General features: G+C 68.7%; 24 protein-coding genes. 10 read left to right on the forward strand and 14 right to left on the reverse strand.

Translation table 11 applies throughout. The features are described 5' to 3' along the window. Positions 1 to 67 precede the first annotated feature (67 nt). Positions 68 to 1,366: an RNA 5'-3' helicase PhoH2 gene (gene phoH2 / locus H0B56_RS07650; protein ID WP_180892406.1), complete on the reverse strand. Its 1,299-nt coding sequence runs from the start codon at positions 1,364 to 1,366 to the stop codon at positions 68 to 70. A gap of 763 nt (positions 1,367 to 2,129) precedes the next feature. Between phoH2 and H0B56_RS07655 the strand changes: the two genes are divergently transcribed. Continuing rightward, positions 2,130 to 2,384, forward strand: coding sequence for a hypothetical protein (locus tag H0B56_RS07655; protein WP_219632389.1), 255 nt, complete (start codon positions 2,130 to 2,132; stop codon positions 2,382 to 2,384). A gap of 205 nt (positions 2,385 to 2,589) precedes the next feature. Here H0B56_RS07655 and H0B56_RS07660 read toward each other — a convergent pair whose 3' ends face one another. After that, on the reverse strand, positions 2,590 to 3,366 hold the full coding sequence (locus tag H0B56_RS07660; protein ID WP_180892207.1) for an isoprenyl transferase: 777 nt from the start codon (positions 3,364 to 3,366) through the stop codon (positions 2,590 to 2,592). A 128-nt stretch (positions 3,367 to 3,494) separates the two neighbouring features. On the opposite strand from H0B56_RS07660, the gene trhA reads away from it, so the two are divergent. Continuing rightward, a complete protein-coding gene (trhA, locus tag H0B56_RS07665; protein ID WP_180892407.1) occupies positions 3,495 to 4,187 on the forward strand; it encodes a PAQR family membrane homeostasis protein TrhA in 693 nt (230 codons plus the stop codon). A gap of 337 nt (positions 4,188 to 4,524) precedes the next feature. Here trhA and H0B56_RS07675 read toward each other — a convergent pair whose 3' ends face one another. Together H0B56_RS07675 and H0B56_RS07680 are read right to left on the reverse strand one after the other, a co-directional pair. Next, on the reverse strand, positions 4,525 to 4,902 hold the full coding sequence (locus H0B56_RS07675; RefSeq protein WP_180892208.1) for a VOC family protein: 378 nt from the start codon (positions 4,900 to 4,902) through the stop codon (positions 4,525 to 4,527). Between the two features lie 632 nt (positions 4,903 to 5,534). Next, entirely contained in the window at positions 5,535 to 5,759 is a 225-nt protein-coding gene (locus H0B56_RS07680) for a hypothetical protein (RefSeq protein ID WP_180892209.1), read from the reverse strand. Between the two features lie 152 nt (positions 5,760 to 5,911). On the opposite strand from H0B56_RS07680, the gene H0B56_RS07685 reads away from it, so the two are divergent. Genes H0B56_RS07685 through H0B56_RS07695 form a run of 3 tightly spaced genes read left to right on the forward strand, consistent with a single transcriptional unit; the run spans position 5,912 to position 9,025 of the window. Further along, on the forward strand, positions 5,912 to 6,571 hold the full coding sequence (locus H0B56_RS07685; protein ID WP_180892210.1) for a TetR/AcrR family transcriptional regulator: 660 nt from the start codon (positions 5,912 to 5,914) through the stop codon (positions 6,569 to 6,571). Further along, positions 6,555 to 8,186, forward strand: coding sequence for an acyl-CoA dehydrogenase family protein (locus H0B56_RS07690; RefSeq protein ID WP_180892211.1), 1,632 nt, complete (start codon positions 6,555 to 6,557; stop codon positions 8,184 to 8,186). Before H0B56_RS07685 ends, H0B56_RS07690 begins: the two co-directional genes overlap by 17 nt. Further along, positions 8,183 to 9,025 (forward strand): crotonase/enoyl-CoA hydratase family protein, encoded by an 843-nt coding sequence (locus tag H0B56_RS07695; protein ID WP_180892212.1) that lies wholly within the window; start codon positions 8,183 to 8,185, stop codon positions 9,023 to 9,025. The genes H0B56_RS07690 and H0B56_RS07695 overlap by 4 nt, the downstream gene beginning before the upstream one ends. A 202-nt stretch (positions 9,026 to 9,227) precedes the next feature. On the opposite strand, the gene H0B56_RS07700 is transcribed toward H0B56_RS07695, so the two are convergent. Genes H0B56_RS07700 through mca form a run of 3 tightly spaced genes read right to left on the reverse strand, consistent with a single transcriptional unit; the run spans position 9,228 to position 12,574 of the window. Further along, a complete protein-coding gene (locus tag H0B56_RS07700) occupies positions 9,228 to 11,237 on the reverse strand; it encodes a thioredoxin domain-containing protein (protein WP_180892213.1) in 2,010 nt (669 codons plus the stop codon). 38 nt (positions 11,238 to 11,275) lie between these two features. After that, complete coding sequence (locus H0B56_RS22765; protein ID WP_246360915.1) at positions 11,276 to 11,671, reverse strand: hypothetical protein; 396 nt, start codon at positions 11,669 to 11,671, stop codon at positions 11,276 to 11,278. Positions 11,672 to 11,680: 9 nt separating this feature from the next. Continuing rightward, a complete protein-coding gene (gene mca / locus H0B56_RS07710) occupies positions 11,681 to 12,574 on the reverse strand; it encodes a mycothiol conjugate amidase Mca (protein WP_246360916.1) in 894 nt (297 codons plus the stop codon). Between the two features lie 120 nt (positions 12,575 to 12,694). Between mca and H0B56_RS07715 the strand changes: the two genes are divergently transcribed. Next, complete coding sequence (locus H0B56_RS07715; RefSeq protein ID WP_180892214.1) at positions 12,695 to 13,153, forward strand: DUF4307 domain-containing protein; 459 nt, start codon at positions 12,695 to 12,697, stop codon at positions 13,151 to 13,153. A gap of 306 nt (positions 13,154 to 13,459) precedes the next feature. After that, entirely contained in the window at positions 13,460 to 13,957 is a 498-nt protein-coding gene (gene greA / locus H0B56_RS07720) for a transcription elongation factor GreA (RefSeq protein WP_180892215.1), read from the forward strand. Between the two features lie 99 nt (positions 13,958 to 14,056). Here greA and H0B56_RS07725 read toward each other — a convergent pair whose 3' ends face one another. Then, positions 14,057 to 14,533 carry an Lrp/AsnC ligand binding domain-containing protein gene (locus H0B56_RS07725; protein ID WP_180892216.1) on the reverse strand — a complete coding sequence of 159 codons (477 nt, stop codon included), beginning with the start codon at positions 14,531 to 14,533 and terminating at the stop codon, positions 14,057 to 14,059. 268 nt (positions 14,534 to 14,801) lie between these two features. Here H0B56_RS07725 and hppD point away from each other — a divergent pair, with 268 nt between their 5' ends. Continuing rightward, complete coding sequence (gene hppD, locus H0B56_RS07730; protein WP_180892217.1) at positions 14,802 to 16,001, forward strand: 4-hydroxyphenylpyruvate dioxygenase; 1,200 nt, start codon at positions 14,802 to 14,804, stop codon at positions 15,999 to 16,001. A gap of 86 nt (positions 16,002 to 16,087) precedes the next feature. Here hppD and ilvA read toward each other — a convergent pair whose 3' ends face one another. Continuing rightward, positions 16,088 to 17,293, reverse strand: a complete 1,206-nt coding sequence (gene ilvA / locus H0B56_RS07735; protein ID WP_180892218.1) for a threonine ammonia-lyase — start codon at positions 17,291 to 17,293, stop codon at positions 16,088 to 16,090. A gap of 111 nt (positions 17,294 to 17,404) precedes the next feature. On the opposite strand from ilvA, the gene H0B56_RS07740 reads away from it, so the two are divergent. Then, positions 17,405 to 17,653 (forward strand): hypothetical protein, encoded by a 249-nt coding sequence (locus H0B56_RS07740; protein ID WP_180892219.1) that lies wholly within the window; start codon positions 17,405 to 17,407, stop codon positions 17,651 to 17,653. A 90-nt stretch (positions 17,654 to 17,743) separates the two neighbouring features. Here H0B56_RS07740 and H0B56_RS07745 read toward each other — a convergent pair whose 3' ends face one another. The 4 genes from H0B56_RS07745 to H0B56_RS07760 form a co-directional block, all read right to left on the reverse strand. Continuing rightward, positions 17,744 to 18,901 (reverse strand): cystathionine gamma-synthase, encoded by a 1,158-nt coding sequence (locus tag H0B56_RS07745; RefSeq protein WP_180892220.1) that lies wholly within the window; start codon positions 18,899 to 18,901, stop codon positions 17,744 to 17,746. Between the two features lie 86 nt (positions 18,902 to 18,987). Continuing rightward, positions 18,988 to 19,713, reverse strand: coding sequence for a hypothetical protein (locus tag H0B56_RS07750; RefSeq protein WP_180892221.1), 726 nt, complete (start codon positions 19,711 to 19,713; stop codon positions 18,988 to 18,990). Positions 19,714 to 19,950: 237 nt separating this feature from the next. Next, entirely contained in the window at positions 19,951 to 21,393 is a 1,443-nt protein-coding gene (locus H0B56_RS07755) for a hypothetical protein (protein ID WP_180892222.1), read from the reverse strand. Between the two features lie 259 nt (positions 21,394 to 21,652). Then, positions 21,653 to 23,047, reverse strand: a complete 1,395-nt coding sequence (locus H0B56_RS07760) for a cystathionine beta-synthase (RefSeq protein ID WP_180892409.1) — start codon at positions 23,045 to 23,047, stop codon at positions 21,653 to 21,655. Positions 23,048 to 23,579: 532 nt separating this feature from the next. Between H0B56_RS07760 and H0B56_RS07765 the strand changes: the two genes are divergently transcribed. After that, positions 23,580 to 24,800 carry an acetyl-CoA C-acetyltransferase gene (locus H0B56_RS07765; protein WP_180892223.1) on the forward strand — a complete coding sequence of 407 codons (1,221 nt, stop codon included), beginning with the start codon at positions 23,580 to 23,582 and terminating at the stop codon, positions 24,798 to 24,800. Positions 24,801 to 24,916: 116 nt separating this feature from the next. Here the strand turns inward: H0B56_RS07765 and H0B56_RS07770 are convergent, their stop codons facing one another. Further along, positions 24,917 to 25,732 carry a Bax inhibitor-1/YccA family membrane protein gene (locus tag H0B56_RS07770; protein ID WP_180892224.1) on the reverse strand — a complete coding sequence of 272 codons (816 nt, stop codon included), beginning with the start codon at positions 25,730 to 25,732 and terminating at the stop codon, positions 24,917 to 24,919. Between the last annotated feature and the right edge of the window lie 43 nt (positions 25,733 to 25,775).

Consider the following 25,775-nt stretch of genomic DNA (forward strand, 5'->3'; position numbering starts at 1 on the left):
GAGGAGCCGAAGGTGACAGCGGACTCCTTCTACGGAGCCGCTGTCACCTTCGGCTCCCTACCTGCCACTAGCTGTGATCCTCCAGCAGCTCGGTAACCAGGGCAGCTATCGGTGAGCGTTCGGAGCGGTTCAGCGTGATGTGCGCGAACAGCGGGTGCCCCTTGAGCTTCTCGATCACCGCCGCCACCCCGTCGTAGCGCCCGACGCGCAGGTTGTCGCGCTGCGCGACGTCGTGCGTGAGCACCACCCTGGACGCGGCTCCCAGCCGGGACAGCACCGTGAGCAGCACGTTGCGCTCCAAGGACTGGGCCTCGTCGACGATGACGAACGAGTCGTGCAGCGAACGACCGCGGATGTGCGTCAACGGCAGCACCTCGAGCATGCCGCGGTCGAAGACCTCGTCGAGCACGTTCTGGCTGACCAGCGCACCCAGCGTGTCGAAGACGGCCTGCGCCCACGGCTGCATCTTCTCGTTCTCCGAGCCGGGCAGGTAGCCGATGTCCTGGCCACCCACGGCGTACACCGGACGGAACACGACCACCCTGCGGTGCAGCCCGCGCTCCATGACCGCCTCGAGTCCCGCGCACATGGCCAGGGCGGACTTACCGGTGCCGGCACGCCCGCCGAGCGAGACGATACCGACTTCCGGGTCGAGCAGGAGATCGAGCGCGATGCGTTGCTCGGCCGAACGCCCGTGCACACCGAAGGCCTCCCTGTCACCGCGCACCAGCCGGACGGACTTGTCCTCGGTGACCCTGCCCAACGCGCTGGAGGTTCCCGCGAGCAACCGCACCCCGGTGTGGCATGGCAGCTCCGCGAGGTCGGAACGGCCGTAGTCGGCGAGGTCGACCGACTTGCTCGCGAACAACGCGTCGAGCGCCTCCTGCGGGACGTCCGCGTCCGCCATGCCCGTCCAGCCGGACGGCACGACGTCCTGCGCGCGGTACTCGTCGGCGACGAGACCGACCGACCCGGCTTTCACCCGCATCGGGATGTCCTTGGTGATCAGGGTGACGTCGCTGCCCTCCGAGCCGCCCTCGGAGCCCATGTTCAACGCGCACGCCAGGATCCGGTGATCATTGCTGTCGGTGCGGAAACCCGCGGGCAACACGGTGGGGTCGGAGTGGTTGAGCTCCACCCGCAACGTCCCGCCTTGCTCGCCGATCTCGACGGGCTCGTCCAGCCGGCCGTGCCGCCGCCGCAGGTCGTCGAGCAGCCGGAGAGCCTCCCGTGCGAACCAGCCCAGCTCCGGGTGGTGACGCTTGGCCTCCAACTCGCTGATCACCACCAGCGGCAGGACGACGTTGTTCTCGGCGAACCGGGTCATCGCCCAGGGGTCGGAGATCAGCACCGAGGTGTCCAGCACGTAGGTATGCGGCTGACCGCTCGGTGCGGAACGTGCGTGGTCGGGCTCCTTGTCGGCTGTCTGGCGGTCCGGAGAGGCGTCCGTGGGGCTGGATACTGACCTTCGGGACGAACGCTGCGCAGTCACGGCAATCTCCCTCAACGGGGCGCGGCACCACACCCATACTCGGATCGGCCGGGCACTGCCCTGGCTGGTCGCATCCCGCCCGTGTACGCACAAGGCAAGGTGCGGTGGTACCACGGAAGCCGCGTGCCGACCTCCGCGTGCGCTTCGTGCCCTCCTTTCGTCGCTCGGCCAACCACAGCCACGACCAGGGCCTCCCGCAATACCCCGAGCCTTGTTACGGGGCATCACTCCGGAAGTTACCCGTTCGATGGGCGTTCGCGCAGGAGGCGACACAGGTGATTTTCCAATTCGTCACGTAACCGCCAAGACGCCGTCACCCGCCGGAGCGCTGATCAGCGATTATCACAAAATGTAGTCAACCTCTGCGCCGTACGGCCAAATAACCTCGAGGTCGTCACCTGACCGACTTATTGACACTGCGATAACACCAACAATCGGTACCACCGGGACGATGGAAAATCGCTGCGGAATCGCGTATTACTTCCCGTTCAGGTGACACCCTCTCGCCACCCGTCACACAATGGTGGAATTCGGTTCGCGAATCACCCGACGCACCGGTAACTTTTTTGTTGCGGATCGCGCCGATAGGCAACGGGGAGATCCGGGAAAACACTCTCGATGGAGGAGAAAAACAGTGATGAAGAAGGCTGGTTTCGTAGCCGCGACAGCAGCGGGATTCATGATGCTCGGTGGCACGGCGGCGGCATCGCCAGCGGACGTGGACGCCGACGCCCCAGTGGCCGGCGATGGGGACATCACCTATGAAGAGGCTTTCCACCAGTTCAACAACGGTGGTGGCGCTACCGGGTACGGCGCGGCATCCCTGTTGTCGAGCGCCTACACGGGCGTCGCCCTCACCCCCGCGCTCGTAGCGGGCTCGTTCGGCGACTGACGGCGAGGCGCATCCCACGTGGGGCCCCGGAGGATCCTCCGGGGCCCCACGTCATGCATGACCGGTCCATACCAGACACGGCATTCCCGACCCACCCCGCACGAGTCGCCACGTGCGAGACCGTGCGGCGAGCGCGGAGCGGGCGTCGCCGGGACCACCGGAACGCGAGAACGGGCAGGGAAAAATTCGAGTTCGTATCGCCGAGTCACGACCCGTACCGTCGTTCGCGCCACGCGAAATCACGTAACGCCCGGAGGAAATCGACCCGGCGAAATGCCGGCCAGTACGCCTCGGTGAACCAAAATTCCGAATTTGCCGATTGCCAGAGCAGAAACCCCGACAGGCGTTGCTCCCCGGATGTCCGAATAATGAGATCCGGGTCCGGTTGACCCGATGTATAGAGATGTTCCGAAATATGGTCCACGTCGAGCGTCCTGGCCAGCTCCTCGATCGTCGTCCCCTCACTGGCGTGCTGTTCGAGCAGCCTGCGCACGGCGTAGGCGATCTCCTGGCGCCCGCCGTACCCGACGGCCACGTTGACCTCCATACCCGAGCGTGCCGTCGTGCGCATCGCCGCCGCGCTCACCTGCGCAGCGATATCCGAGGGAAGCATGTCCGTGGCGCCCACGATGCGCAGTCGCCATGGCTGCTCGGGCCCGGCCAGCTCGTCGATGACACCCGCGACGATCTGCAGCAGCGCACGGACTTCCTCGTTGTCCCGCTTGAGGTTGTCCATCGAAAGCAGGAACAGGGTGACGACCTCGACGTCGGCTTCCTGGCACCACTGCAGGAAGTGCGCGATCTTGAGCGCTCCCACCCGGTGCCCGTCGCTGACGTCGGTGAATCCGGCTTCACGTGCCCACCTGCGGTTCCCGTCCAGGATCACCGCGATATGCCGTGGGGTGCGCCCCCCGACCTGCTGGATCAGCCTGCGGCTGTAGGCACCGTAAACCAGGTTGGAAAGAAACGACCGGACGCTCACGCCCCAGCAGCCTACGCACTGTCGTACTGTCACGTCATCTCGACACCGCTGCGCCCGGCCTCGTGTCGTTGGCCACGTCCGCTGGAGCTGAACCTACGGTGGCGTAACCTGGCGGTGTGAGTGCCGCGATGAACTCCTCGCCCTCCGGTTCTTCAGCACAGCATCCGTCCACCGGTACGGCCGAGCGGCCGCGGATGCGCGGGTGGATTCACCTCTGGTCCTTCCTGGTCGCGCTCGCGGCCGGTACGACCCTGGTGGCACTGGCCGCCTCGACGGTCTCCGGGCGGGCGGCTCTGGCGACCACGGTCTACACCGCTACGGTGCTCGGGGTCTTCGGGGTCAGCGCCCTGTACCACCGCCGTACGTGGCAGAGCCGCCGCGTTCACCTGTGGATGAAGCGCCTCGACCATTCCATGATCTTCCTGTTCATCGCGGGCACCTACACCCCGTTCACGCTGCTCGCGATGGCCCAACCGACCGGATACATCGTGCTCGCCGTGGTGTGGAGCGGCGCGCTCGCCGGTGTGCTGCTGAAACTGCTGTGGCCGGCAGCCCCGTCCGCCCTCGGTGTACCCATCTACATCGCGCTCGGCTGGGTCGCCGTGTTCGTGCTGCCCGAGCTACTCGTGCACGCCGGGGTCGCGGCGCTGGTGCTGTTGCTGGCGGGCGGGGCGCTCTACACCGTGGGCGGCGTCGTCTACGCAGCCAAGCGGCCCCGCCTGTGGCCCGAGACCTTCGGTTTCCACGAGGCGTTTCACGCGTGCACCGCCATGGCCGCGATCTGCCACTACATCGCCATCTGGCTGGCCATGTACGCCTAGCCGCGAGTTACGCCTGTACGTGACATCGCCAGGCCGTCCATAGGCCGTCAGGCCGCCTGCTGACCCTGTACCCCATCGTCCCGGAGCGCGACGTCGAAGAAGCCATCAACGGCCTTGCGAGTCCGCTCGTGGCTCGACGGCATCAGGTGGGTATACACGCGCAACGTAAACCCAGGATCCGGGTGACCCAGGTACTGACAACGCCTTCACCGATTCCCCGGCGTCGAGCAGCACCGAAGCGTACACCGGCGTCGCTGCGCGATAAACCCTTGCCCCGGCCGACACGGCGCCTGGCGCGGCAAGGACCAAGGGGACAGGGAGGAACGATGGGCGGTGCCTACAAGTACGGGCGGGTGATCATTTCGAGGGCGTGCCCGGCGGGGTCCATAAAGTAGACGCCGCGCCCACCGTGCTCGTTGTTAATCTCGCCCGGGCGTTTCCAGAACGGGTCGGCTGCGTGCTCGATCCCGCGGTCCCGCATGCGGGCATATGCCCGATCGAACAGCTCGTCGTCGACAAGGAACGCGTAGTGCTGCATCTGGATCTCGTCGACCGGCGGCACGGCGAACTGCAGCAGCACGCCCTCGTCGAGCTGGACGTTAGTGAATACGCCCCACGATGGGGCTTCGGCGGCCTCGAAGATGTCGCGGAAGAAACGCGCCGACTCATCGCTGTCCTTGGCCGCGATGATGGTGTGGTTGAAAGTGACTGGCATGAGTGTCCTCGCTGTGGATTGCCTTGACATGGATGGAAGTTCAGTTGGACCCATGCCTCGGAGGTCCACGCGGCCAACCCGGCAGGCGCCACCTTGGCACCTCGCGCGGGCTCAACCCTGTGCCGGGTCACCAATCCGTGCGTGGCGCAGCGCCGTCCCGGTGATCACGAGATAGACGCTATCTAGCGCGCGCCCGGCACGGCAACCGGGGTTTGCGGCCGAGTTCCATGTAGCGCCTCTGGCAGGACTCCCAGGTCTGGACAGATACGGGCCACAAGTGGGCCACCAAGCGCGGTCAAGCACGGTCAACCGAGACTCATCCTGACTCGGGTTAGCTGCAGGTCAGGGCTACTTCCAAGGTACGAGCGGATGATTCCTGAGCTGACAACGCCAACGGCTACGTACGCACTACTCGGGCCGTCTACAGGCCGTCGAGCGTCCGGCACAGACGAGAACACGCGAGAACCAGCGAGCCATGTCTTGGCAGCTCATCCAGGTGACCCGCGCTTCGTACCGAGGTCGCGCGTGGGCAGGGCTCATGACGTCGCGATCTGGCTCGCCATGTACGCCCAGCTGCGAGCCGGACCGTGGCTCGACGGCGCGGTGAGGAACGGCCTGCCGGTACAGCACGATCAGCCGTTGTACGGCTCGCCACCGGGTGGTGTGTCCTGTGTCGTGCGGCCGATGCGGGTAAACAGCCGTGCGCTGGGCACGACCTCGCGTGGAAGGTGTCGTAGCTCGGCCGCGTCGGCCGCAATACCGTGCCAGCGGAGGATACTCGCCAGTACCGCCCAGTGGTGCGCTGCCATGTCTTCGTGCGAGAGGTCATCGGGCGGCTCGTCCGGCCCGACCACCATGCGCGCGGTATCGCAGATCTCCTCGAGCGAGTGGTAGATCCAGATGTCGGGGAGGGTCGCGGTTGTGTCGCTGAGGGACTCGCCCCAGCCGCGATCGACACCGCCTACGCCCGGTCTTGCGTGAAGCAGTGAATCAATGGTTCACTCTTACCATGCCGTACCGACGCACCCCGCGCGTGCAGGCCAGGCTCGACGCGCAACGCGAGCTCCTGCTCGAAGCCGCTGTCCGGTTGCTGGCCGAACGCGGCTACGCGGGCTGTTCCGTCGCCGCCGTCGCCGCCGAAGCGGGCGTGGCGACCGGCAGCGTGTACCGGCACTTCCCGAGCAAGGCCGAACTCGTCGCCGAGCTGTTCCGCCGCGTCGTCGAGCGCGAGGTCGCCGCCGTCGAGCAGGCCTCGACCAGCGCCTCCGGCGTGACCGAGCGGGTCACCGCAGTGATCGAGACCTTCGCGAGCCGCGCGCTGAAGACACCGCGCCTGGCCTACGCCCTGCTCGCCGAACCCGTGGACGCTCCGGTCGAGCAGCAGCGCTTGGTGTTCCGCCAGGCCTTCCGGGACGTCGTCGCCGAACGCATCACGGAGGGCGTCACAGCCGGAGTGCTGCCGCCCCAGGACGCGAGCATCTCCGCCGCAGCGCTCGTCGGGGCCATCGCAGAAGTCATGATCGGCCCGCTCACCGCGGAGAGCGCGGACGCCGACGTCATCCCCGCACTGTGCACCTTCGCCGCCCAAGCTCTCGGAGGCGGCGCTCCGCCGCCGAGAACCCCCACCACAAACCCCGTCACCGGAGACAGCGATGCCACACACGCATGAGGTCACCAACCAGGTTCCCCCACTGACCGGTCACGACGTCGCCGCCGACGCCACGTTGCTGGCGGCCGTGGAACGCGAAGGTGCCGGGTGGGCTTCCGGCGAGCTGCACGAGCTCGGCACCCTCGCAGGCAGCGAGCAGGCACAGGACTGGGGACGGCTGGTCAACGAGAACCCGCCCGCGCTACGCACCCACGACCGGTACGGCCATCGCATCGACGAGGTCGAGTTCCACCCCCACTGGCACACCCTGATGGACGTCGCGGTACGCCACGGGCTGCACGCCGCTCCGTGGCAGGACCAGCGGCAGGGCGCGCACGTGGCACGCGCCGCCAAGACGTACCTGTGGATGCAGGTGGAGCCGGGGCACCTGTGCCCGATCTCGATGACCTACGCCGCGGTGCCCGCGCTACGGCACGCGCCCGAGCTCGCCGAGGTGTACGAACCACTGCTCGCCTCGCCGGAGTACGACTACGGGCTGCGGGTACCCGCGACGAAACGGGGCGTCATCGCGGGCATGTCCATGACGGAGAAGCAGGGCGGCTCGGACGTGCGCAGCAACTCCACGAGCGCGACGGCCAACGCCGACGGCAGCTACACCATCACCGGGCACAAGTGGTTCACCTCGGCTCCGATGTCGGACGTCTTCCTCGCGCTCGCCCAGACCCGCACCGGCCTGTCCTGCTTCCTGATCCCCCGTGTGCTTCCGGACGGCAGCCGCAACCGGATGCACCTTCAGCGGCTCAAGGACAAGCTGGGAAACCGGTCCAACGCCTCGGCGGAGATCGAGTACGACGGCGCGATCGGTTGGCTCGTCGGCGCGGAGGGGCGCGGCGTCCCCACCATCATCGAGATGGTCAACATGACCCGGCTGGACTGCACGATCGGCGCCGCCGCTGGCATGCGCGCCGGCGTCGTGCAGGCCGTGCACCACGCGACGCACCGCGCCGCGTTCGGGGACTCGCTGATCGACGCGCCGCTGATGCGCAACGTGCTGGCGGACCTGACGGTGGAGTCCGAGGCTGCCGCACTCGCCGCGATGCGGCTCGCCGGTGCCGCCGACCGGGCAGCCGCGGGCGACGAGCAGGAAGCCGCCTTCCGCAGGCTCGGCCTCGCCGCCAGCAAGTACTGGACCTGCAAGCGTGGTCCGGCGCACGCTGCCGAGGCACTGGAATGCCTCGGCGGGAACGGCTACGTCGAGGAATCCGGGATGCCCCGGCTGTACAGGGAGGCGCCGCTGGTGTCCATCTGGGAGGGATCCGGCAACGTCGCCGCGCTGGACACGCTGCGCGCCATGGCCAAGCAACCCGAGTCGGTGGACGCGTTCTTCACCGAGGTCAACAAGGCCGCGGGGGCGGACGCGCGGCTCGACGAAGCCATCCGAGCGCTCAGCAAGGATCTGTCCAATCACGACGACATCCAGTTCCGGGCGCGCAGGCTGGTGGAGACGATGGCCATGGTGTTGCAGGGCTCGCTACTGGTACGGCACGGCGAGGCCGCCGTCGCCGACGCGTTCTGCGCCAGCCGTTTCGGCGGGGACTGGGGTGTGGCTTTCGGTACCCTGCCCGCCGGGGTCGACACCGGCTCGATCATCGGGCGCGCACAGGTCACGGCATGAACCAGGCTCTGCGCACCGAGACAGAGGGCGGCGTCCGCTCGATCGTGCTCGCCAGGCCCGAGCAGTACAACACCATCACCCCGCAGCTGCGCGACGAGCTGGCCGAGGCCATCGACGACGCCGACCGCGACCCGCAGGTGCGGGTCATGTTGCTGCGCGCGGACGGTCCGGCCTTCTGCGCCGGTTACGGGCTCGACTGGTCGACCACCTACCAGGCCTCGGCGGAAAGCGCCGAGCAGAACTGGGATTCGGCACGGGATTTCCGGATGATGTCCCGGTTCGTCGACGTCTACCTCAAGCTCTGGTACGCGGCCAAACCGACCGTCTCGGCAGTGCACGGATGGTGCATCGCGGGCGGCACCGACATGGTGCTGTGCTCGGACATCATCGTGGCGTCCGAGTCGGCGGTCTTCGGCTACCCTCCTGCACGGGTGTGGGGTACGCCGACCACGGCCATGTGGGTGTACCGCATGGGGTTCGAGAAGGCCAAACGCTACCTGCTCACCGGGGACGAGATCCCCGCGCCGACCGCCGCCGAGATCGGTCTGATCGCCGAGTGCGTGCCGGACGCACGGCTCGACGAGCACGCGTTCGGGCTGGCCGAGCGGATGGCCCGGCTGCCGGGTAACCAGCTGGAGATGCTCAAGCTGCTGTGCAACCAGACGGCCGAGAACATGGGGTTCACGTCCTCCCGCACGCTCGGTACGTTCCTCGACGGCGTCGCCCGGCACACCCCGGAGGGGCAGGCGTTCGTGGACCGCGCCACCGAAGCGGGCTTCCGCCAGGCTGTCCGCGAGCGGGACGACCCGTTCGGCGACTACGGCTCGCGGCCCCGGTAACGCGCGGGTGCGCCGGGGCCTGCCTCGGCGCACCCGCTCCGCCTTGGCCGGGCCGGTGGGAGCCGAAGGTGACATTCGGTTCTTCTAAGGAGCCGGATGTCACCTTCGGCTCTCACCACCCGCGCACGCAGGAGGGAGCCCAAGGTGGCCTTGGTTCCATAGAAGGAGCCGAACGTGACATTCGGCTCCCACCCCGGTGATGTCAGGTGAGGGCGGCGGCGAGCTCGTCCGGGGTGGTCACCGGTCGCTGGCAGACGTAGCCCTCGCAGACGTAGGCGGCGGGGGCGCCGTCCACGGTCGGGCGGTCGGCGAGCAGCGGCGCGCCCTCGGCATCCGGCACACCCGCCAGCACCACGGAGCCGCCCGGCGCGCGGCTCGCCGCGACCGCGTGCAACGGCTCCCGCTGCGTGGCATCGGAACCCACCACGGCCACCTGCACCGGACCGGACTGGGCTGCCTCGGCCACCGACAGCCAGGTGCCCGCGAACCGCGGGGCACGTTCGATGAGCACACCCGCCCTGCGCAGCGCCGACTCACACGCGTCCCGGTACCGGCCGGCATGCTCGGCGCCGGCGAGCGCCGAGGCTGTCAGCAACGCGGACGCGAGCGCCGAAGCCCCGGACGGGCTCGCGTTGTCGCCGGGGTCGGATGGCCTGTGCACCAGCGACTCCGCGTCGTCGGCCGTGTCGTAGAAGGTCCCCGGGCTGTCCTGGGCTGCGAACCGCTCCAGCGCGGTATCCAGCAGGCTGGTCGCCCCGGCCAGCCAGCGGGCCTCGCCGGTCGCCTGGTGGAGCGCGAGCAGGCCCTCGGCAAGGCACGAGTAGTCGCCGAGCACTCCGTCCGCGTCCCCAGGCACGCCGTCCCGTGAGGTACGCACCAGCCTGGCGCCGTCGGCGTGCCGGTCGAGCAGGAACCGCGCCGCGTCCGACGCCGCGTCCACGAACTCCTGCCTGCCGAGCGCCGTTCCCGCCTCGGCGAGCGCGGTGATCGCCAGGCCGTTCCACTCGGTGAGCACCTTGTCGTCCCGGTCGGGCTGGGGACGCTCGGACCGGGCGGAGTGCAGGGCGGAGCGCACGCGCCGCCACCGGGCGACGTCGTCCGGGTCGGCGAGCAACCGCAGCGTCGAGGCGCCCTCCTCGAACGTGCCTTCCTCGGTCACCCCGAACAGCTCAGCGGCCCACCGGCCGTCGTCCTCGCCCAGCACCTCGACCAGTTGCGCGGGCGTCCACACGTAGGTCAGGCCTTCGGACCCGTCGGTGTCGGCGTCGAAGGAAGCCGCGAACGCGCCCTGCTCGGTACGCATCTCCCGCAGCAAGAACCACGCCGTCTCCTCGGCCACCCGGGTGGCCAGCTCGGAGCCGGTCCGCCGCGCCAGGTGCGCGTACGCCCGCAGCAGCAGCGCGTTGTCGTAGAGCATCTTCTCGAAGTGCGGGACGATCCAGTTCGCGTCCACCGAGTAGCGCGCGAAACCGCCGCCCAGCTGGTCGTAGATGCCGCCACGCGCCATGGCCTCGGCACAGGAGGTGACCATCCGCATGGCCGTCTCCGAGCCGGTGCGCTCGTGGTGCCGCAACAGGAACTCGAGCACCATCGACGGCGGGAACTTCGGGGCCGAGCCGAACCCGCCGGCGGACTCGTCGAACTGCTCGTGCAACGTTCGCACCGCGGCATCCACCGTCTCGGCCGTCACGGACTGCTCGGTCAGTGGCTTGGTCTGCTCGGCTAGGTGCTCGACCACCTTGCCACCCGCCTCCCGCAGCTCGGCCTGACGATCCCGCCAGGCCTCCACCACGGCCTGCATCAACTGGGTGAACGACGGCATGCCCATCTTCGGCTGCGCCGGGTAGTAGGTCCCGCAGTGGAACGGCTCGCCTTCCGGGGTGAGGAAGCAGGTCATCGGCCACCCGCCCTGGCCGGTCATCGCCTGGGTCGCGGTCATGTAGATCGCGTCGATGTCCGGGCGTTCCTCGCGGTCCACCTTGATGTTGACGAAGTTCTCGTTCATGATCGCGGCCGTGGCGGGGTCCTCGAACGACTCGTGTGCCATCACGTGGCACCAGTGGCACGCCGAGTACCCGATGGACAGCAGGATCGGCACGTCCCTGCGTTGGGCCTCGTCGAGCGCCTCCTGGCACCACGGCCACCATTCGACGGGGTTGTCCGCGTGTTGCAGCAGGTACGGGCTCGTTGCCGCGTTGAGGCGATTGGTCATGCCTCCAGCGTGACAGACCCCGCGCAGGCCGTCGGACGTTACCGCCCCGATGCCGGCCCGGGCGCACCGTCGGGCCCGGCACGATCACCGTGCTCGACCCGAGGCCCGGCAGAGTCCGGCGCGGCGCCACCGGCACCGTCGACACCAGCGGCGTCGGCCGATCCGCCGTCCCGCGCGGCGCCCTCGCCGTCCCCGGCAGCGTCGGTGCCGTCACCGTCGAAGCTCGTGGGGACGCGGCCGAGATGCCTGGTCATCGAGCGCACGAGCAGCGCGACGGCGATGAAGAACAGCAGCAGCACGAGCAGGCCGAGCGGTGACGACTTGCCGAAGTCCTCACCCTGCCCGCCGTTGTCACCCTGACCGGGTTGCTGAGCGAGCACGATCGCGGCGGCGTGTGCCGCAGGCACCGTCAGGCTAGTCACTGTCGTGGGCATGTTCCCGGCTCATTCCTCTATCCCCGCGAACAGGTCGTCCTCGGGCAGCGTGCTGTCCACCAGGCTGCGGACCAGCTCGTACTCCTCAGTGGGCCATACCTCGCGCTGCATGTCGAGGGGCACGGCGAACCACCGGCTGTTCGGGTCGATCTGCGTGGCGTGCGCCTTCAGCGCCTCGTCCCGCACGTGGAAGTAGTCGGCGCAGTGCACCCGCGTGGTTACCCGCTCCATCACGTCGGCCTTGTCCGGGTCCCACTTGCCGAGCCACTCCCCGTACGGCGACTCCAGCCCGCGCGCGAGCAGGGCCTCGTGGAACGTGCTGATCTTGGCGCGGGAGAAGCCGTGCGAGTAGTAGAGCTTGAGCGGCTGCCATGGCTCACCGGCATCCGGGAACCGGCTCGGGTCGCCTGCCGCGTCGAACGCCGCGACCGAGATCTCGTGGCACCGGATGTGGTCCGGATGCGGGTAGCCGCCGTTCTCGTCATAGGTCACCAGCACGTGCGGCCGGAACTCGCGAATCTCGCGGACCAGCGCCTCCGTCGACTCCTCGAGGGGGACCAGCGCGAAACACCCCTCCGGCAACGGCGGCAGCGGCTCGCCCTCCGGCAGGCCCGAGTCGAGGAAACCGAGCCAGCTGTGGCTGACCCCGAGGACCTTCGCCGCGGTGGCCATCTCCTCTCGGCGCACCTCGGTGAGGTTGGCGTTGACCTCGGGCCGGTCCATCGCCTTGTTCAGCACACTGCCGGCCTCACCTCCGGTGCAGGTCACGACCCGTACCTCGTGCCCATCGGCCACGTATCGAGCCATGGTCGCAGCGCCCTTGCTCGATTCGTCGTCCGGATGAGCGTGCACCGCCATCATGCGCAGCCCGCCAGCCTGACGCTCCCCGGTGCTCTCGTCCATGCTCCGCGACCCCTTCGTCCGAGTTCCCGCGACCAACCCTGTGTGCCCGGCGCACCGCATACGCGGATACTGAACCTATTGTCCTCGAATCCATGACAATAGCGTTCAGGAGGGTTGGTTGTGGGCCATGCCGGTTCGACCCCGCCCGAGGGGCTGCCCGAGGGCCGCTACGGGCCGACCCGGTCGGCCGGTAGCCGCCGGTGGCGGCGATGGCTGTTCACCGGAACGGCGGTCGTGGTCGCCAGCGCGGTCGCGTTCGTGGGGTACACCAACCTCGGGTCCGCCCCGATCTCGGCCGAACGGATCGGATTCGACGTGCGGTCCGACGACGCCATGGAGATCACGATCCGGGTGAGAAGGGACGAACCCGAACGTCCAGCGGTCTGCATCGTGCGCGTTCGGGACTCGGCAGGCTCGGAGAGCGGGCGCAAGGAGGTCTACGTCGCCCCGTCGGACGGGGATACCGTACTCAGCGCCGTCGTCCGGAGTGCCCGACCGCCGGTCACGGCGGACACGTTCGCGTGCTCGTACGACGTCCCGGAGTACCTGGCCCCCTCCGACGGCGGAACCACCGGCTGAGCCCGGACCCGGCCCTGCGCACCGCGACACGGCGGGACGCCGACACGGCACGGCGGCTCGACCCGCGTCCTGGCTTGCGTCCTGGCTTGCGTCCTGGCGCCGCGTCCTGGAACTGCGCTGCGCGGAACCCACCTGAGCTGGGATTCACGTATGCGGGGGACCGTTACTCACGGGCGTCATCGGGCTCATCGTGATATTCTCGTCTATCGGCACGGTCCACGACGGGCCGTGTCTTTCGTTATATGTGTCGTTGGGAGGCAGCGGCACAGCCGGCGCGACACCCGCGTTGGTAGACGTACCGAGGAGATGGTGACCGTGAGCGACGCCAAGGTGACCTGGTTGACGCAGGATGCCTACGACAGGCTCAAGCGCGAACTCGATGAGCTGATCGATAATCGCCCGGTCATCGCCGCGAAAATCAACGAGAGTCGCGAAGAGGGCGACCTCAGGGAGAACGGCGGTTACCACGCCGCGCGCGAGGAGCAGGGTCAGCAGGAGGCGCGCATCAGGTACCTCCAGGAGCTGCTCCGCAACGCCAAGGTCGGAGAAGCCCCGAAGAGCGACGGTCGCGCGGAACCGGGCATGGTCCTCACCATCCGTTACGCAGGCGAGGACGAGGAAGAGCAGTTCCTGCTCGCCACGCGCGAAGAGGGTGGCCAGGACGACTACGAGGTGTACTCGCCCGAGTCCCCACTGGGCAAGGCCTTACTCGGCGCCACGGAAGGCGAAGAGCGGGAGTACGAGCTGCCGAACGGCAGCACGGAGAAGGTCACGTTGATCAAGGCGGTCCCGTACACGCGCTGAGCCGGGCCGGCTGAGCACTACCCGCTGCCGGCGTCGCGGGCGGAGCAGGCAACGCTCGCGACGCCGGCACGCGTGTGCCTGTCCGGGCCCGCGCGGGACTCAACGCCGGGCGATGCGTTCGAGCAGCGGCCGGATCCTCGGCGGTACCGGGGTGGACAGCGCGATGGAGGTCGATGTCCGCCGTACCCCTGCGACGTCGACAACCGTGTCGATCACCCGTTGCAGGTCGTCGTTGGATCGCGCGACCATCCGCACGAACAGGTCGCCCTGCCCGGTCGTGGCATGCACCTCGCACACCTCGTCGATCGCCGCGAGCGCGTCCGAGACGTACTCGCGTTGCCCCTGGGCGATCTCGAGAACGGCGAACGCGGTGAGCGCGTAGCCGAGCGAGCCCGGCTCGATATCCGGAGGAAACCCGCGCACCACGTGCTGCGCGCTGAGCCGGTCCAGCCGTGCCTGCACGGTGCCGCGCGCTACCCCCAGGCGGCGCGCGCACTCGAGCACGCCGAGCCGGGGCTCGTCGGCCAGCAGCAGCAGGAGCCGCGCGTCCAGCGCGTCCAGCGATGACCCGTCCACGACATCTCCCTATACACGTTGCTCAATATGATCGACGCTATCGGACTATGATTGCACATTTTGCCTAGTTCAAAATGAGTCTTTTGCACATCTTGCCTCATAGGTGGATGCTGGGGTGTATCCCACACGGGGAGGGTGGTACGCGCGGCCGGCCTGCGGGGTGACCGGCGATCCCGGCGACGACCGCGGTGGACTCGAGTACGACACACCACGCGTACCGCCCTCCCGCTGTGGAACCACCACACCGCGCGTCCACGAGGAGTTCGAGATGACACACACGGTTGGATCCGGCGAGCAGATGGACGACGTCAGCTATGACCAGTTGCGCCAGCTCGTCGGCCTGGTCGACCACGACGAGACCACCGACCCGTTCCCGGTGCGCGCGATGGATGCCGTGGTGTTCGTCGTGGGCAACGCCACCCAGGCCGCGTGGTTCTACCAGGCGGCGTTCGGGATGACGCTGGTCGCCTACTCCGGCCCGGAGACCGGCAACTCCGATCACAAGGCCTTCGTGCTGACCTCGGGCTCGGCCCGGTTCGTCGTCAAGGGCGGCGTGCAGCCGTCATCCCCGCTGCTCGACCACCATCGCAGGCACGGCGACGGGGTGGTCGACCTGGCGCTGGAGGTCGCCGACGTCGACAGGTGCGTCGAGCACGCACGCGCCATGGGAGCGACGGTGCTCGACGAGCCACACGACGAACAGGACGAGCACGGCACCGTCCGTACCGGCGCCATCGCCACCTACGGCGAGACCCGGCACACGCTCGTCGACCGGTCCCGCTACGCCGGGCCGTACCTGCCGGGTTACGTCGAGCGGCACAGCACGATGGAGCGCGCCGAGGGGGCCCCGCGCAGGCTCTTCCAGGCGGTCGATCACTGCGTCGGCAACGTCGAGCTGGGCAACATGGACCACTGGGTGGACTTCTACCGCCGGGTCATGGGCTTCGTGAACATGGCCGAGTTCGTCGGTGACGACATCGCCACCGAGTACTCCGCGCTGATGAGCAAGGTGGTCGCCAACGGCAACCACCGGGTGAAGTTCCCGCTCAACGAGCCGGCTGTGGCGAAGAAGCGTTCCCAGATCGACGAGTACCTCGACTACTACGGGGGTCCCGGCTGCCAGCACATCGCGCTGGCGACCAACGACATCATCAGCACCGTCCGGCACATGCGCAAGGCGGGGGTCGAGTTCCTCAACGTCCCGGACTCCTACTACGACGACCCCGAGCTCCGCGCCCGCATCGGCGAGGTGCGCGTACCGATCGAGACGCTGCAGGAGCACGGCATCCTCGTCGACAGGGACGAGGACGGCTACCTGCTCCAGCTGTTCACCAAGCCCATCGGGGACCGCCCCACCGTGTTCTTCGAGCTGATCGAGCGGCACGGTTCGCTCGGTTTCGGCAAGGGCAACTTCAAGGCGCTGTTCGAGGCCATCGAGCGGGAGCAGCAGCGTCGCGGCAACCTCTGAGCCATCGCACCCGGCACAGCCGTCCGGCAGCCGGGCGGGGCGGCGGGAACAGGCACAGCGTGGTGCGTGCCCCGCCGCCCCGCTACTCAGGACATGATGGTGTAGCCGGCGCGCTGCAGCTCGGCCGCCACCTCGGCGCAGTGTTCGGGGCCCCTGGTCTCCAGGTTGAGCGACACCTCGACCTCCTCGAGCTCGAGCGCTCCCGCGGTACGCGAATGTTCCACGTCGAGCACGTTGGCCCCGAGCTCACCCACGCGCGTCAGCAGCACACCAAGCGAACCCGGCCTGTCGCGTACCCGCAGGCGCAACGAGAGGTACCGGCCACCGGCGATCATGCCGTGCCGGATGATGCGCAGCAGCAGCAGTGGGTCGACGTTTCCCCCGGAAAGCACGGCTACGATCGGCGGTTGGAAACGATGCTCGTGTTCGAGCAGGGCCGCCACCGCCGCCGCACCCGCGGGTTCGACGACGAGCTTGCGGCGCTCCAGGCACAGCAGGACGGCGCGCGAGAGCGACTCCTCGCTGACGGTGACGACCTCGTCCACCAGCGAATCCACGTGGGACAGGCCCACGGGGCCAGGCGTCCCCACCGCGATCCCGTCGGCGACCGTGTTCGTGCTGGCCAGCGAGACCGGCTGACCCGCCCGCAACGACGGTGGGAACGCCGCCGCGTTCGCAGCCTGCACGGCGACGACCCTGGCGTCCGGTTTGCGTTCGCGCAGTGCCGCGCCGATCCCGGAGACGAGGCCGCCCCCGCCGGTCGCGACCAGCACGGTCGCCACGTCCGGCACCTGCTCCAATACCTCCAGCCCGACCGTGCCCTGCCCGGCGATGATGTCGGGATGGTCGAAGGGATGGATGAACACCGCCCCTGTCCGCTCGGAGAACTCGGTGGCCCGCTGTAACGTCTCCTCGAGTTGGCCACCGTGCAGGTGCACGTCGGCGCCGTAGTCGCGGGTCGCGGCAAGCTTCGGCAGCGGGGCACGCTCCGGCATGAACACCGTCGAACGAATGCCGAGCAGCGATGCCGCCAGCGCCACACCCTGGGCGTGGTTACCGGCACTGGCCGCGACGACGCCGTGCGCGCGCTGCTCCAGACTGAGGTTGTGAATCCGCGTGTAGGCACCGCGGATCTTGAACGAACCGGTTCGTTGCAGGTTCTCGCACTTCAGGTGCACATCCCCGCCATGCAGGCGCGCGAGGTCCATCGCGTGCTCCATGGGGGTGTATCGCACCACGTCCGCGAGGGTGTCGCGCGCGGTGTCGATATGGTCGATCGTGACTAGGCTCATAACGCCTGATCATGCCACCCGGACCGCGCTACGGGACACGCCAGTCACATCGCCCAGCACGCCCAGGTACGCTGGGTGGCGCACGTAACACGTACGTTCAGGAGCTGCGACATGGCACTGGGGCACGGGAGACTTCGCGAGGCGACCGCCCTGTTCGGCGCCGTCGGTTCGGCGGTCGCTCTCACCGGTGCCGCCTTCTTCACCGTGCAGCACGCCACCTGCGACGACCCCGGGATGTACGTCCGCTCGGACAGCCACGTCGAGCTGATCCGTGGTTGCGTCGACCCCGCGCAGGTCCCCGAGGCGCCGCGTCCCCAGCAGGAGGCAGGCGCCGTGCCGGGCGCGGAGCTGGGCGACTGACCCCGGCACGCTCGGGAACGCCTGCTCGCGAGCCCGGCAGCCGGCCACGCGGCCAACGCCGCGGCCTCCGTGTGGCCGCCGGTTCCGCCCCTACTCCAGTGCCGCGCGCAGGTCGGCCACCAGGTCATCACCGTTCTCGATACCGACCGACAGCCGCAGCAGGTTCGACGGCACCTGGAGCAACGACCCGGCGACGCTCGCGTGCGTCATCTGGCCCGGATGCTCGATCAGCGACTCGATGCCGCCCAACGACTCGGCGAGCGTGAAGAGCTGGGTCCGGGCGGCCGTCTCCAGCGCGTGTGGCTCGCCCCCGTCGAGCGTGAACGACACCATCCCGCCGAACCGCAGCATCTGCTTGGCCGCGCGTTCGTGTCCGGGGTGCTCCGGCAGGCCCGGGTAGTAGACCTGCGAGACCCGCGGATGATCCACCAGTTCCGCGGCGATCCGCTCGGCGTTGTCGCAGTGCCGCTCCATCCGCACCGCCAGCGTCTTCATGCCGCGCATCGTCAACCAGCTGTCGAACGGCCCCGGAACGGCACCCGAGCAGTTGCGCAGGAAGAACAGCTGCTCACGCAGCTCATCGGAGTTGGTGACCACGGACCCGCCGACCACGTCGGAGTGGCCGCCCAGGTACTTCGTGGTGGAGTGCACGACGACGTCGGCACCGAGATCCAGGGGTTGCTGCAGGTACGGGGTGGCGAAGGTGTTGTCCACGACCAGGCGAGCCCCACCGTCGTGCGCGAGCTCGGCCAGCGCGGCCAGATCCGGGATCCCCAGCAACGGGTTGCTCGGAGACTCGCACCAGACGAGCTTGGTCTCCGGTCGCAGCGCGGCGCGCACCTCGTCGGCCGAGGTGAGGTCGGCGACGCTGTACCGCACGCCCCAGCCGGTCAGAACCTTGTCGATGAGCCGGAACGTGCCACCATAGGCATCGTTGCCCAGCACCAGATGATCTCCTGGCCGGAGCGCGGCGCGGATCACCGCGTCAGAGGCGGCCATCCCGGACGCGAACGCCAGACCGTGCCGGGCCCGTTCGAGCGCCGCGATCGCCTCCTCGGAGGCGCTGCGGGTGGGGTTGGCGGTCCGGGAGTACTCGTAGTCACCCTCACGGGTACCACCGACACCGTCCTGCGCATAGGTGGAGGTCTGGTAGATCGGCGCGATCACGGCGCCGGTACGTGGGTCGGGGTGCTGGCCCGCGTGGATCGCACGCGTCTCGAAGCCGTAGTGGGAGTCGTCGTGAACCATGCCGCCAGCCTACGACGTCACCAGCCGCACGGACGAGGTACCGCGTCTCACGGCCGGCCCGGTTCCGCTGCCCGGCCTGGACCGCGTCATTCCGGCCGCTGGGAGTAGGGATCCGGCGTCATCGGCTGCTGGGGCGGGTACCCGGGATAGGGCGGCGGAGCACCGTACGGTGGCATGTTCGCGGTCACCGGCTTCGTACCCTGCTCGCACCATCGCCGGGTCGGGCGGACCAGCGCCAGGATCAGCGTGACGATCGCCGGCAACAGCACGAAGAACATGGCAACCCCACCGACGACCATGGCGGCGCCGAGCACGGACTCGGCCTCCTGGGCAGGCGCCCCTGTCGACGAGCCCTGGCCTGCGAACTCCTCGACCATCGAGTCGAGCACGACCCACGTGAGGATGAAGGAGACGATCGAGGACAGGATGACGAGCACGCACCCGGAAGCGACCATCCAGCGGCCCGCGGCCTTCTTCATGAACAGCAGCACGGCACCGCCGATCAGCAACCCGACGATCACGAGCTGAACCGACCCGCCGATGAAGCCGGCGGCCTGCGTCCAGCCCGGGATCGCGGACTCCACCCGTGCCCGCTCGCCAGCCGTGAGTTCCGCGTCGAACATCTCGACGGACATCGCGCTGAGCATGAAAGCCTGCACAGCGCCCCAGGCGGCGAACACCCCACCGAGACACGCCAGTACCCCTGCGGTGATCGCGGTGCCGCCGCTCGCGGGCGGTTCCGCGTCGGTGTAGCCCGGATAGGCAGGCATCGCCGGGTACCCACCCTGCGCCGGGTACTGCGGGTAGCTCATCCTCGCTCCTTCTCACGAACCGCGCTCATCGGTGCGGCGCCGGATGCCGGGCGGAAGCCCGGACATTCCCCGGCACGCCCTCCGCGCGGCCTCGACCCCCATTGACCGGACACGTACACCCTAGCGGCAGGTTCCCCGGTGGACCTCTGTTCGCACATACACGTGTCCCTGCCCTTCGAGCCGGAGCGGGCCCGAGGGGCAGGGACAACCCCTGAAGGGTTCGGGTGTACCGCCTGCCTACTGCTGTGGCGGCCCGCAACCGGGTGGCGGACCCTGCCCCTGCTGGCCGTACGGATCCTGCTGCTGCGGCTGACCGAACCCACCACTCGGTGGACCCTGCGGCGGGAACTGGCCATACGGACCCTGCTGCTGCGGCTGACCGAACCCACCACTGGGCGGACCCTGCGGCGGGAACTGGCCATACGGACCCTGCTGCTGCGGCTGACCGAACCCACCACTGGGCGGACCCTGCGGCGGGAACTGGCCATACGGACCCTGCTGCTGCGGCTGACCGTACGGGCCCGGGTACTGACCGAACCCACCGGGCTGCTGCCCGGGATGGGCGAAGCCGGCGCCTCCGGGAGGACCTCCCGGACCGCCGTTGCCGAGCCCGAACAGGTGCGCGGTGGCCGGGATCATGCCGAGAACCCCGACCGCGAGCACGAGCACGCTCAGGGCGAGCGACGTGACGATCGTTCCGGGGACGCCCCCTTCGACGTCCACATCGCTGGACGGGGTCAGGCCGATCCACAGCAGAATGACGAACAGCAGTACCAGTGCCCCGCCTGCGGTCGTGGCGATCGGGGCGATCCGTTTCATCGCCGCGCCGAGCTTGCCTGCCAGCGCGATGAGTACACCACCCACGATCGCGGCAAGCGCACCGATCATCATCATGACGAGGTAGAACCACAGCAGCCCCGGGGAGGCCAGGCCGAACTCGCTGAGGTCGAGCCGTTCGTGAGCGCTGGAGTAGTCGCCCATGTCGGCCATCTCGACGAAGGTCAAGATCAGGATGACCACGCCGAGTACCGCGACCGCACCTCCCGCGATGAGGCCGCCGATCGACATACCGGCACCGCCCGAGCGGCCGTAGCCGGGCTGCGGGGGTGCTCCGCCGAAGCCGCCCGGCTGGCCCGGAAAGCCGAAGCTCTGCTGGGGCTGCCCTCCGAATGGCGGGGCGTACTGGCCACCGGGCTGCTGCCCGAAACCTCCCTGCTGCTGGCCCTGATACGGATCGAACCCACCGGGCTGCTGCCCGAAACCACCCTGCTGCTGGCCCTGATACGGATCGAACCCACCGGGCTGCTGCCCGAAACCACCCTGCTGCTGGCCCATGGCAGCGGGGTTGTCCGCAGCGCTCGGCGGCGGGGTGTACGGGATCGCGGGCGGTGGTTGCATGTCCGGCGGCACCAGCTGAGTGGAGGCCGACCCGGGGCTGTCCTGCGGTGGCTGGGGCGGCTGCACCATCTGTGTCTGTTCGGGGCCGTCAAACTGATCACCGCCGCCCGGGTAGCCCGCCTGCGGGGCCGACCCGGGCTGGACGACCTGAGTGGGTTCCGGTGCGCTGCCGAACGGGGTGTCCGGTTGTGCCTGCGGATCACTCGGTGGGAACTCGTTGGGCTGGCCTTGCGGCTGCTCGTTCCCCTCCGGCGACTGATCCGGTGGTTGGGGAGCGTTCATCTAGGTTTTCAACCCCCTTGGCGGAAACACGATCTCTTCAACACTGTCTCGTCCGGCGAACGGGCCATCCGCGATGGAGCGTACGTGGGCACGACCGAGCTCGCTGCCTCAGCCTGGACCGCGCGGTGCGCTCCGCTCGCCGAGACCGCGGCGACCGTGCCGCTCGAGGAGTGAACAGCGCTCATCGGTCACACACGCTATCGGACAACCCGGCGATGCGCCGGACAAACCCCACCCGGCCCCGGCACGCGTGCAGCCGTCAGCCACTGGCCATGAAGCCGAGTATGTCCTGCCTGGTGACCACCCCGGCCGGCTTACCACCGATCAGCACAAGCGCGGCATCGGCCGAGGCGAGCACCGTCATCGCGTTACTGATCGAGGAGCTACCGCCGATCGCCGGCAGCGGGGCCGACATGTGCTTGTCGAGCCGGTCAGCCAGGGCCGCCTTGCCGGCGAACAGCGAATCGAGCAGCTCACGCTCGTTGACGGCACCGACCACCTCTGCGGCCATGATCGGCGGTTCGGCGTTGACCACAGGCATCTGGCTCACCCCGAATTCCCGCAGGATCGTGACGGCCTCCGCAACGGTCTCGTTCGGGTGCGTGTGCACGAGCTCGGGTAGCGACCCGTCCTTGCGTCGCAGCACGTCCGTGACCGTGGCGTCGGTCTCGTCCGCCGGGAGGAAGCCGTAGGACGACATCCAGCCGTCGTTGAAGACCTTGGTCAGGTAGCTACGCCCGCCGTCCGGGAGCAACGCCACGATCACGGCGTCGTTCTGCCCGGCCGCTGCCAACCGTTCGGCCAGCGCGAGCGATGCGGCGACCGCCATACCGCACGAACCACCGACGAGCAGCCCTTCCTCCGCGGCCAGCCTCCGGGTCATCTGGAACGAGTCCGCGTCCGAGATCGCGATGATCTCGTCGGCGACCGAGGCGTCGTAGGTCTCCGGCCAGAAGTCCTCTCCTACCCCTTCCACCAGATAGGGGCGCCCGGTTCCGCCGGAGTAGACCGACCCTTCCGGGTCCGCCCCGACGACACGAACCGCCCCGTCGGAGACCTCCTTGAGGTACCGGCCCGTTCCGGAGATGGTGCCGCCGGTACCCACACCGGCGACGAAATGCGTGATCTCGCCATCGGTCTGCTGCCACAGCTCCGGCCCGGTCGTCTCGTAGTGGCTGGCCGGGTTGGCGTGGTTGGCGTACTGGTTGGGCTTCCACGCGCCGTCGATCTCGTTGACCAGCCGGTCGGACACCTGGTAGTAGGAGTCGGCGTGGTCCGGCGGGACCGCGGTCGGGCACACCACGACCTCGGCGCCGTATGCCTTGAGTACGTCCTGCTTGTCCTGGCTGACCTTGTCCGGACAGACGAACACGCAGCGGTAACCCCTGCGTTGAGCCACCATAGCCAGACCTACCCCGGTGTTGCCGGAGGTCGGCTCGACGATCGTGCCGCCGGGCTTGAGCTCACCGGACCGCTCCGCGGCGTCGATCATGCGTACCGCGATACGGTCTTTGACGCTACCCCCGGGATTGAAGTACTCCACCTTGGCGAGCACGGTGGGCCCGTTGCCATCGGCGAGCGTTGACGACAGTGCGTTCAACTTGACCAGTGGGGTGTTGCCAACCAGATCCATGACGTGCTCGGCGTATTCCATCGCGCTATTCCCAATCTTGCGCATGTTGCGCGCTCGTATCCCAGTCGCGGTCGTTCCCCGCTGGGCTCCACCCTATCCCGCGCATCTCGCACCGGCAGCTCCGTGAGCCGCTTCGGCACGTTGATCGCAGGCGCAGGTCAACCGCCGCTGCCCGTTCGTTCCGGTCGGGCCTCACCGGCGGGCGAACGTTGCGGCGCCACCCCGCGGCGAGAAGTGGTCCGGGACGGTGCGCGGGGCAGCCGGCAGGCGTCGCGCACCGGCCCCGCTGCCGGACGGGCCCGCGAACGTCGGACTGGCCGGGAAGGTTCGACACGGCATAGTGTCGGTCGCGTAGTCGACAACGTTCCAGACACCCACGGTGCCGTTCACCCGGCTACGCACATGTCGACGGACGGGCTCACCCGCTGGTATACCTCGAGCGCTGGTCCGACCGCGCAAGCGTGTGCGAAGCAGGTACCGGGTGCCGCCCGGTGAGCACCGCGCCGTGTACAGCCCGACAGATGAACAAGCCCCGGTACGAAGGAGCCTTCCCATGCCCGAAGCCGTGATCGTGTCGACCGCCCGCTCACCCATCGGCCGAGCCGGCAAGGGCTCGTTGGTGGACATGCGACCGGACGACCTGACCACCCAGATGGTGCGAGCCGCGCTGGACAAGGTGCCGCAGCTCGATCCCGCGGCCATCGACGACCTGATGCTCGGTTGCGGGCTGCCCGGCGGCGAGTCCGGCTTCAACATGGGCCGGGTCGTCGCCACCGAGCTCGGATACGACCACCTGCCGGGAACGACCATCACCCGGTACTGCTCGTCGAGCTTGCAGACCACCCGGATGGCGATGCACGCAATCAGGGCGGGTGAAGGCGACGTGTTCATCTCCGCGGGCGTCGAAGCGGTGTCCCGGTTCGCCAAGGGCAGCTCGGACTCCCTTCCCGACACGCAGAACCCGCTGTTCGCCGAGGCGCAAGCGCGGACGGCGCACGTCGCCGAGCACGGCGCCGACTCGTGGCAGGACCCCCGGGACGACGGCCGGCTTCCCGATATCTACATCGCCATGGGCCAGACGGCGGAGAACCTCGCCCGGGTGAAGGGCATCTCGCGGGAGGAGATGGACGAGTTCGGCGTGCGTTCCCAGAACCTCGCGGAGAAGGCCATCGCCGACGGGTTCTGGGCAAAGGACATCACCCCGGTCACCCTTCCGGACGGCAGCGTCGTCGAGGCAGATGACGGGCCGCGGGCGGGTGTCACCGTGGAGGGCGTATCGGGGCTGAAGCCGGTGTTCCGCCCGGACGGCCGCGTGACTGCCGCGAACGCCTGCCCGCTCAACGACGGCGCGGCAGCGGTCGTGGTCATGTCCGACACGAAGGCCGCCGAGCTGGGCATCACCCCGCTGGCGCGGGTGGTCTCGACCGGGGTGACGGCACTGTCCCCGGAGATCATGGGGTACGGCCCGGTCGGAGCCTCGCGGCAGGCGCTCTCGCGCGCGGGCATGTCCATCGACGACATCGACCTTGTGGAGATCAACGAGGCGTTCGCCGCGCAGGTGATCCCGTCGTACCGCGACCTCGGAATCGACATCGAACGGCTCAACGTCAACGGTGGCGCGATCGCCGTCGGCCACCCCTTCGGCATGACCGGGGCGCGGATCACCTCGACACTGGTCAACTCGCTGCAGCACCACGACAAGCAGTTCGGGCTGGAGACGATGTGCGTCGGGGGTGGTCAGGGCATGGCGATGGTCCTCGAACGGCTCAGCTGACCCCGGCCCACGCGAAAGGGGCGTCCGGTCGGTCGACCGGACGCCCCTTTCGTCGTCACGCGGAGGGTCGTCGCGCCTGTGTTCAGGCAGGTGCCCCAGGGGAAGCGAGCTCGCACCTACTCCTGGAAGTAGGACAGCAGGCGCAGGATCTCGAGGTAGAGCCACGCCAGCGTCACGGTCAGCCCGAAGGCCACATACCACGCCCACTTGGCCGGCACGGCCTCGCGGATCATGTTGTCCGCCATGTCGAAGTCGAGCAGGAAGCTGAAGGCCGCGATACCGATCACCACGAGGCTGAAGATGATCGCCAGCGGGCCGCCGTCGCGCAGCCCCATGTTGATACCGAAGAAGCCGAGCACCAGGTTGGCGAGCATCAGGACGAAGACACCACCGATGGCCCCGGTGATCCACTTAGTGAACTTGGGCGTGACCTTGACGGCCCCTGTCCGGTAGACGACGAGCATCACGGCGAAGACCCCTGCGGTACCGACGATCGCGTTGAGCGCGATCTGGTTACCGAACATGGCCGTGTACAGGCCCGTGATGGCTCCGAGGCACACGCCCATCGCCGCGGAGAATCCCAGGACGAGCGCCGGATTCGGGGTCTGCTTGAAGATGATGATCGCGCCGAGCACGATCGCGACCAGCAGGCCGCCGAGGGTCGCCCCGCCGACACCACCCATCGTGCCCGCAGCCACCTGGGTCTGCGCCCAGATGGCTGTCACCGTGCCCACGCCGAGTACGGTCCCGAGGCACGCACCGGTCTTCATGACGACGTCGTCGACGGTGATGGGCCGTTCGCCCTCGCCTGCAGCCGTACGCGGCGCGCCCTGGCCAGGCACTCCACCCTGCGTCTGACCGAATCCGTATGGCCCGCTGGCCGCGCCGCCGCCCGGCAGGTTGCGGAACGCGGGGTTACTACTGGTACGCACCTGGATCCTCCTGGATCTGCTCGCACATGTCGTGATCTAGCAC

This window comes from Haloechinothrix aidingensis, assembly GCF_013450155.1.
Taxonomy (GTDB): domain Bacteria; phylum Actinomycetota; class Actinomycetes; order Mycobacteriales; family Pseudonocardiaceae; genus Haloechinothrix; species Haloechinothrix aidingensis.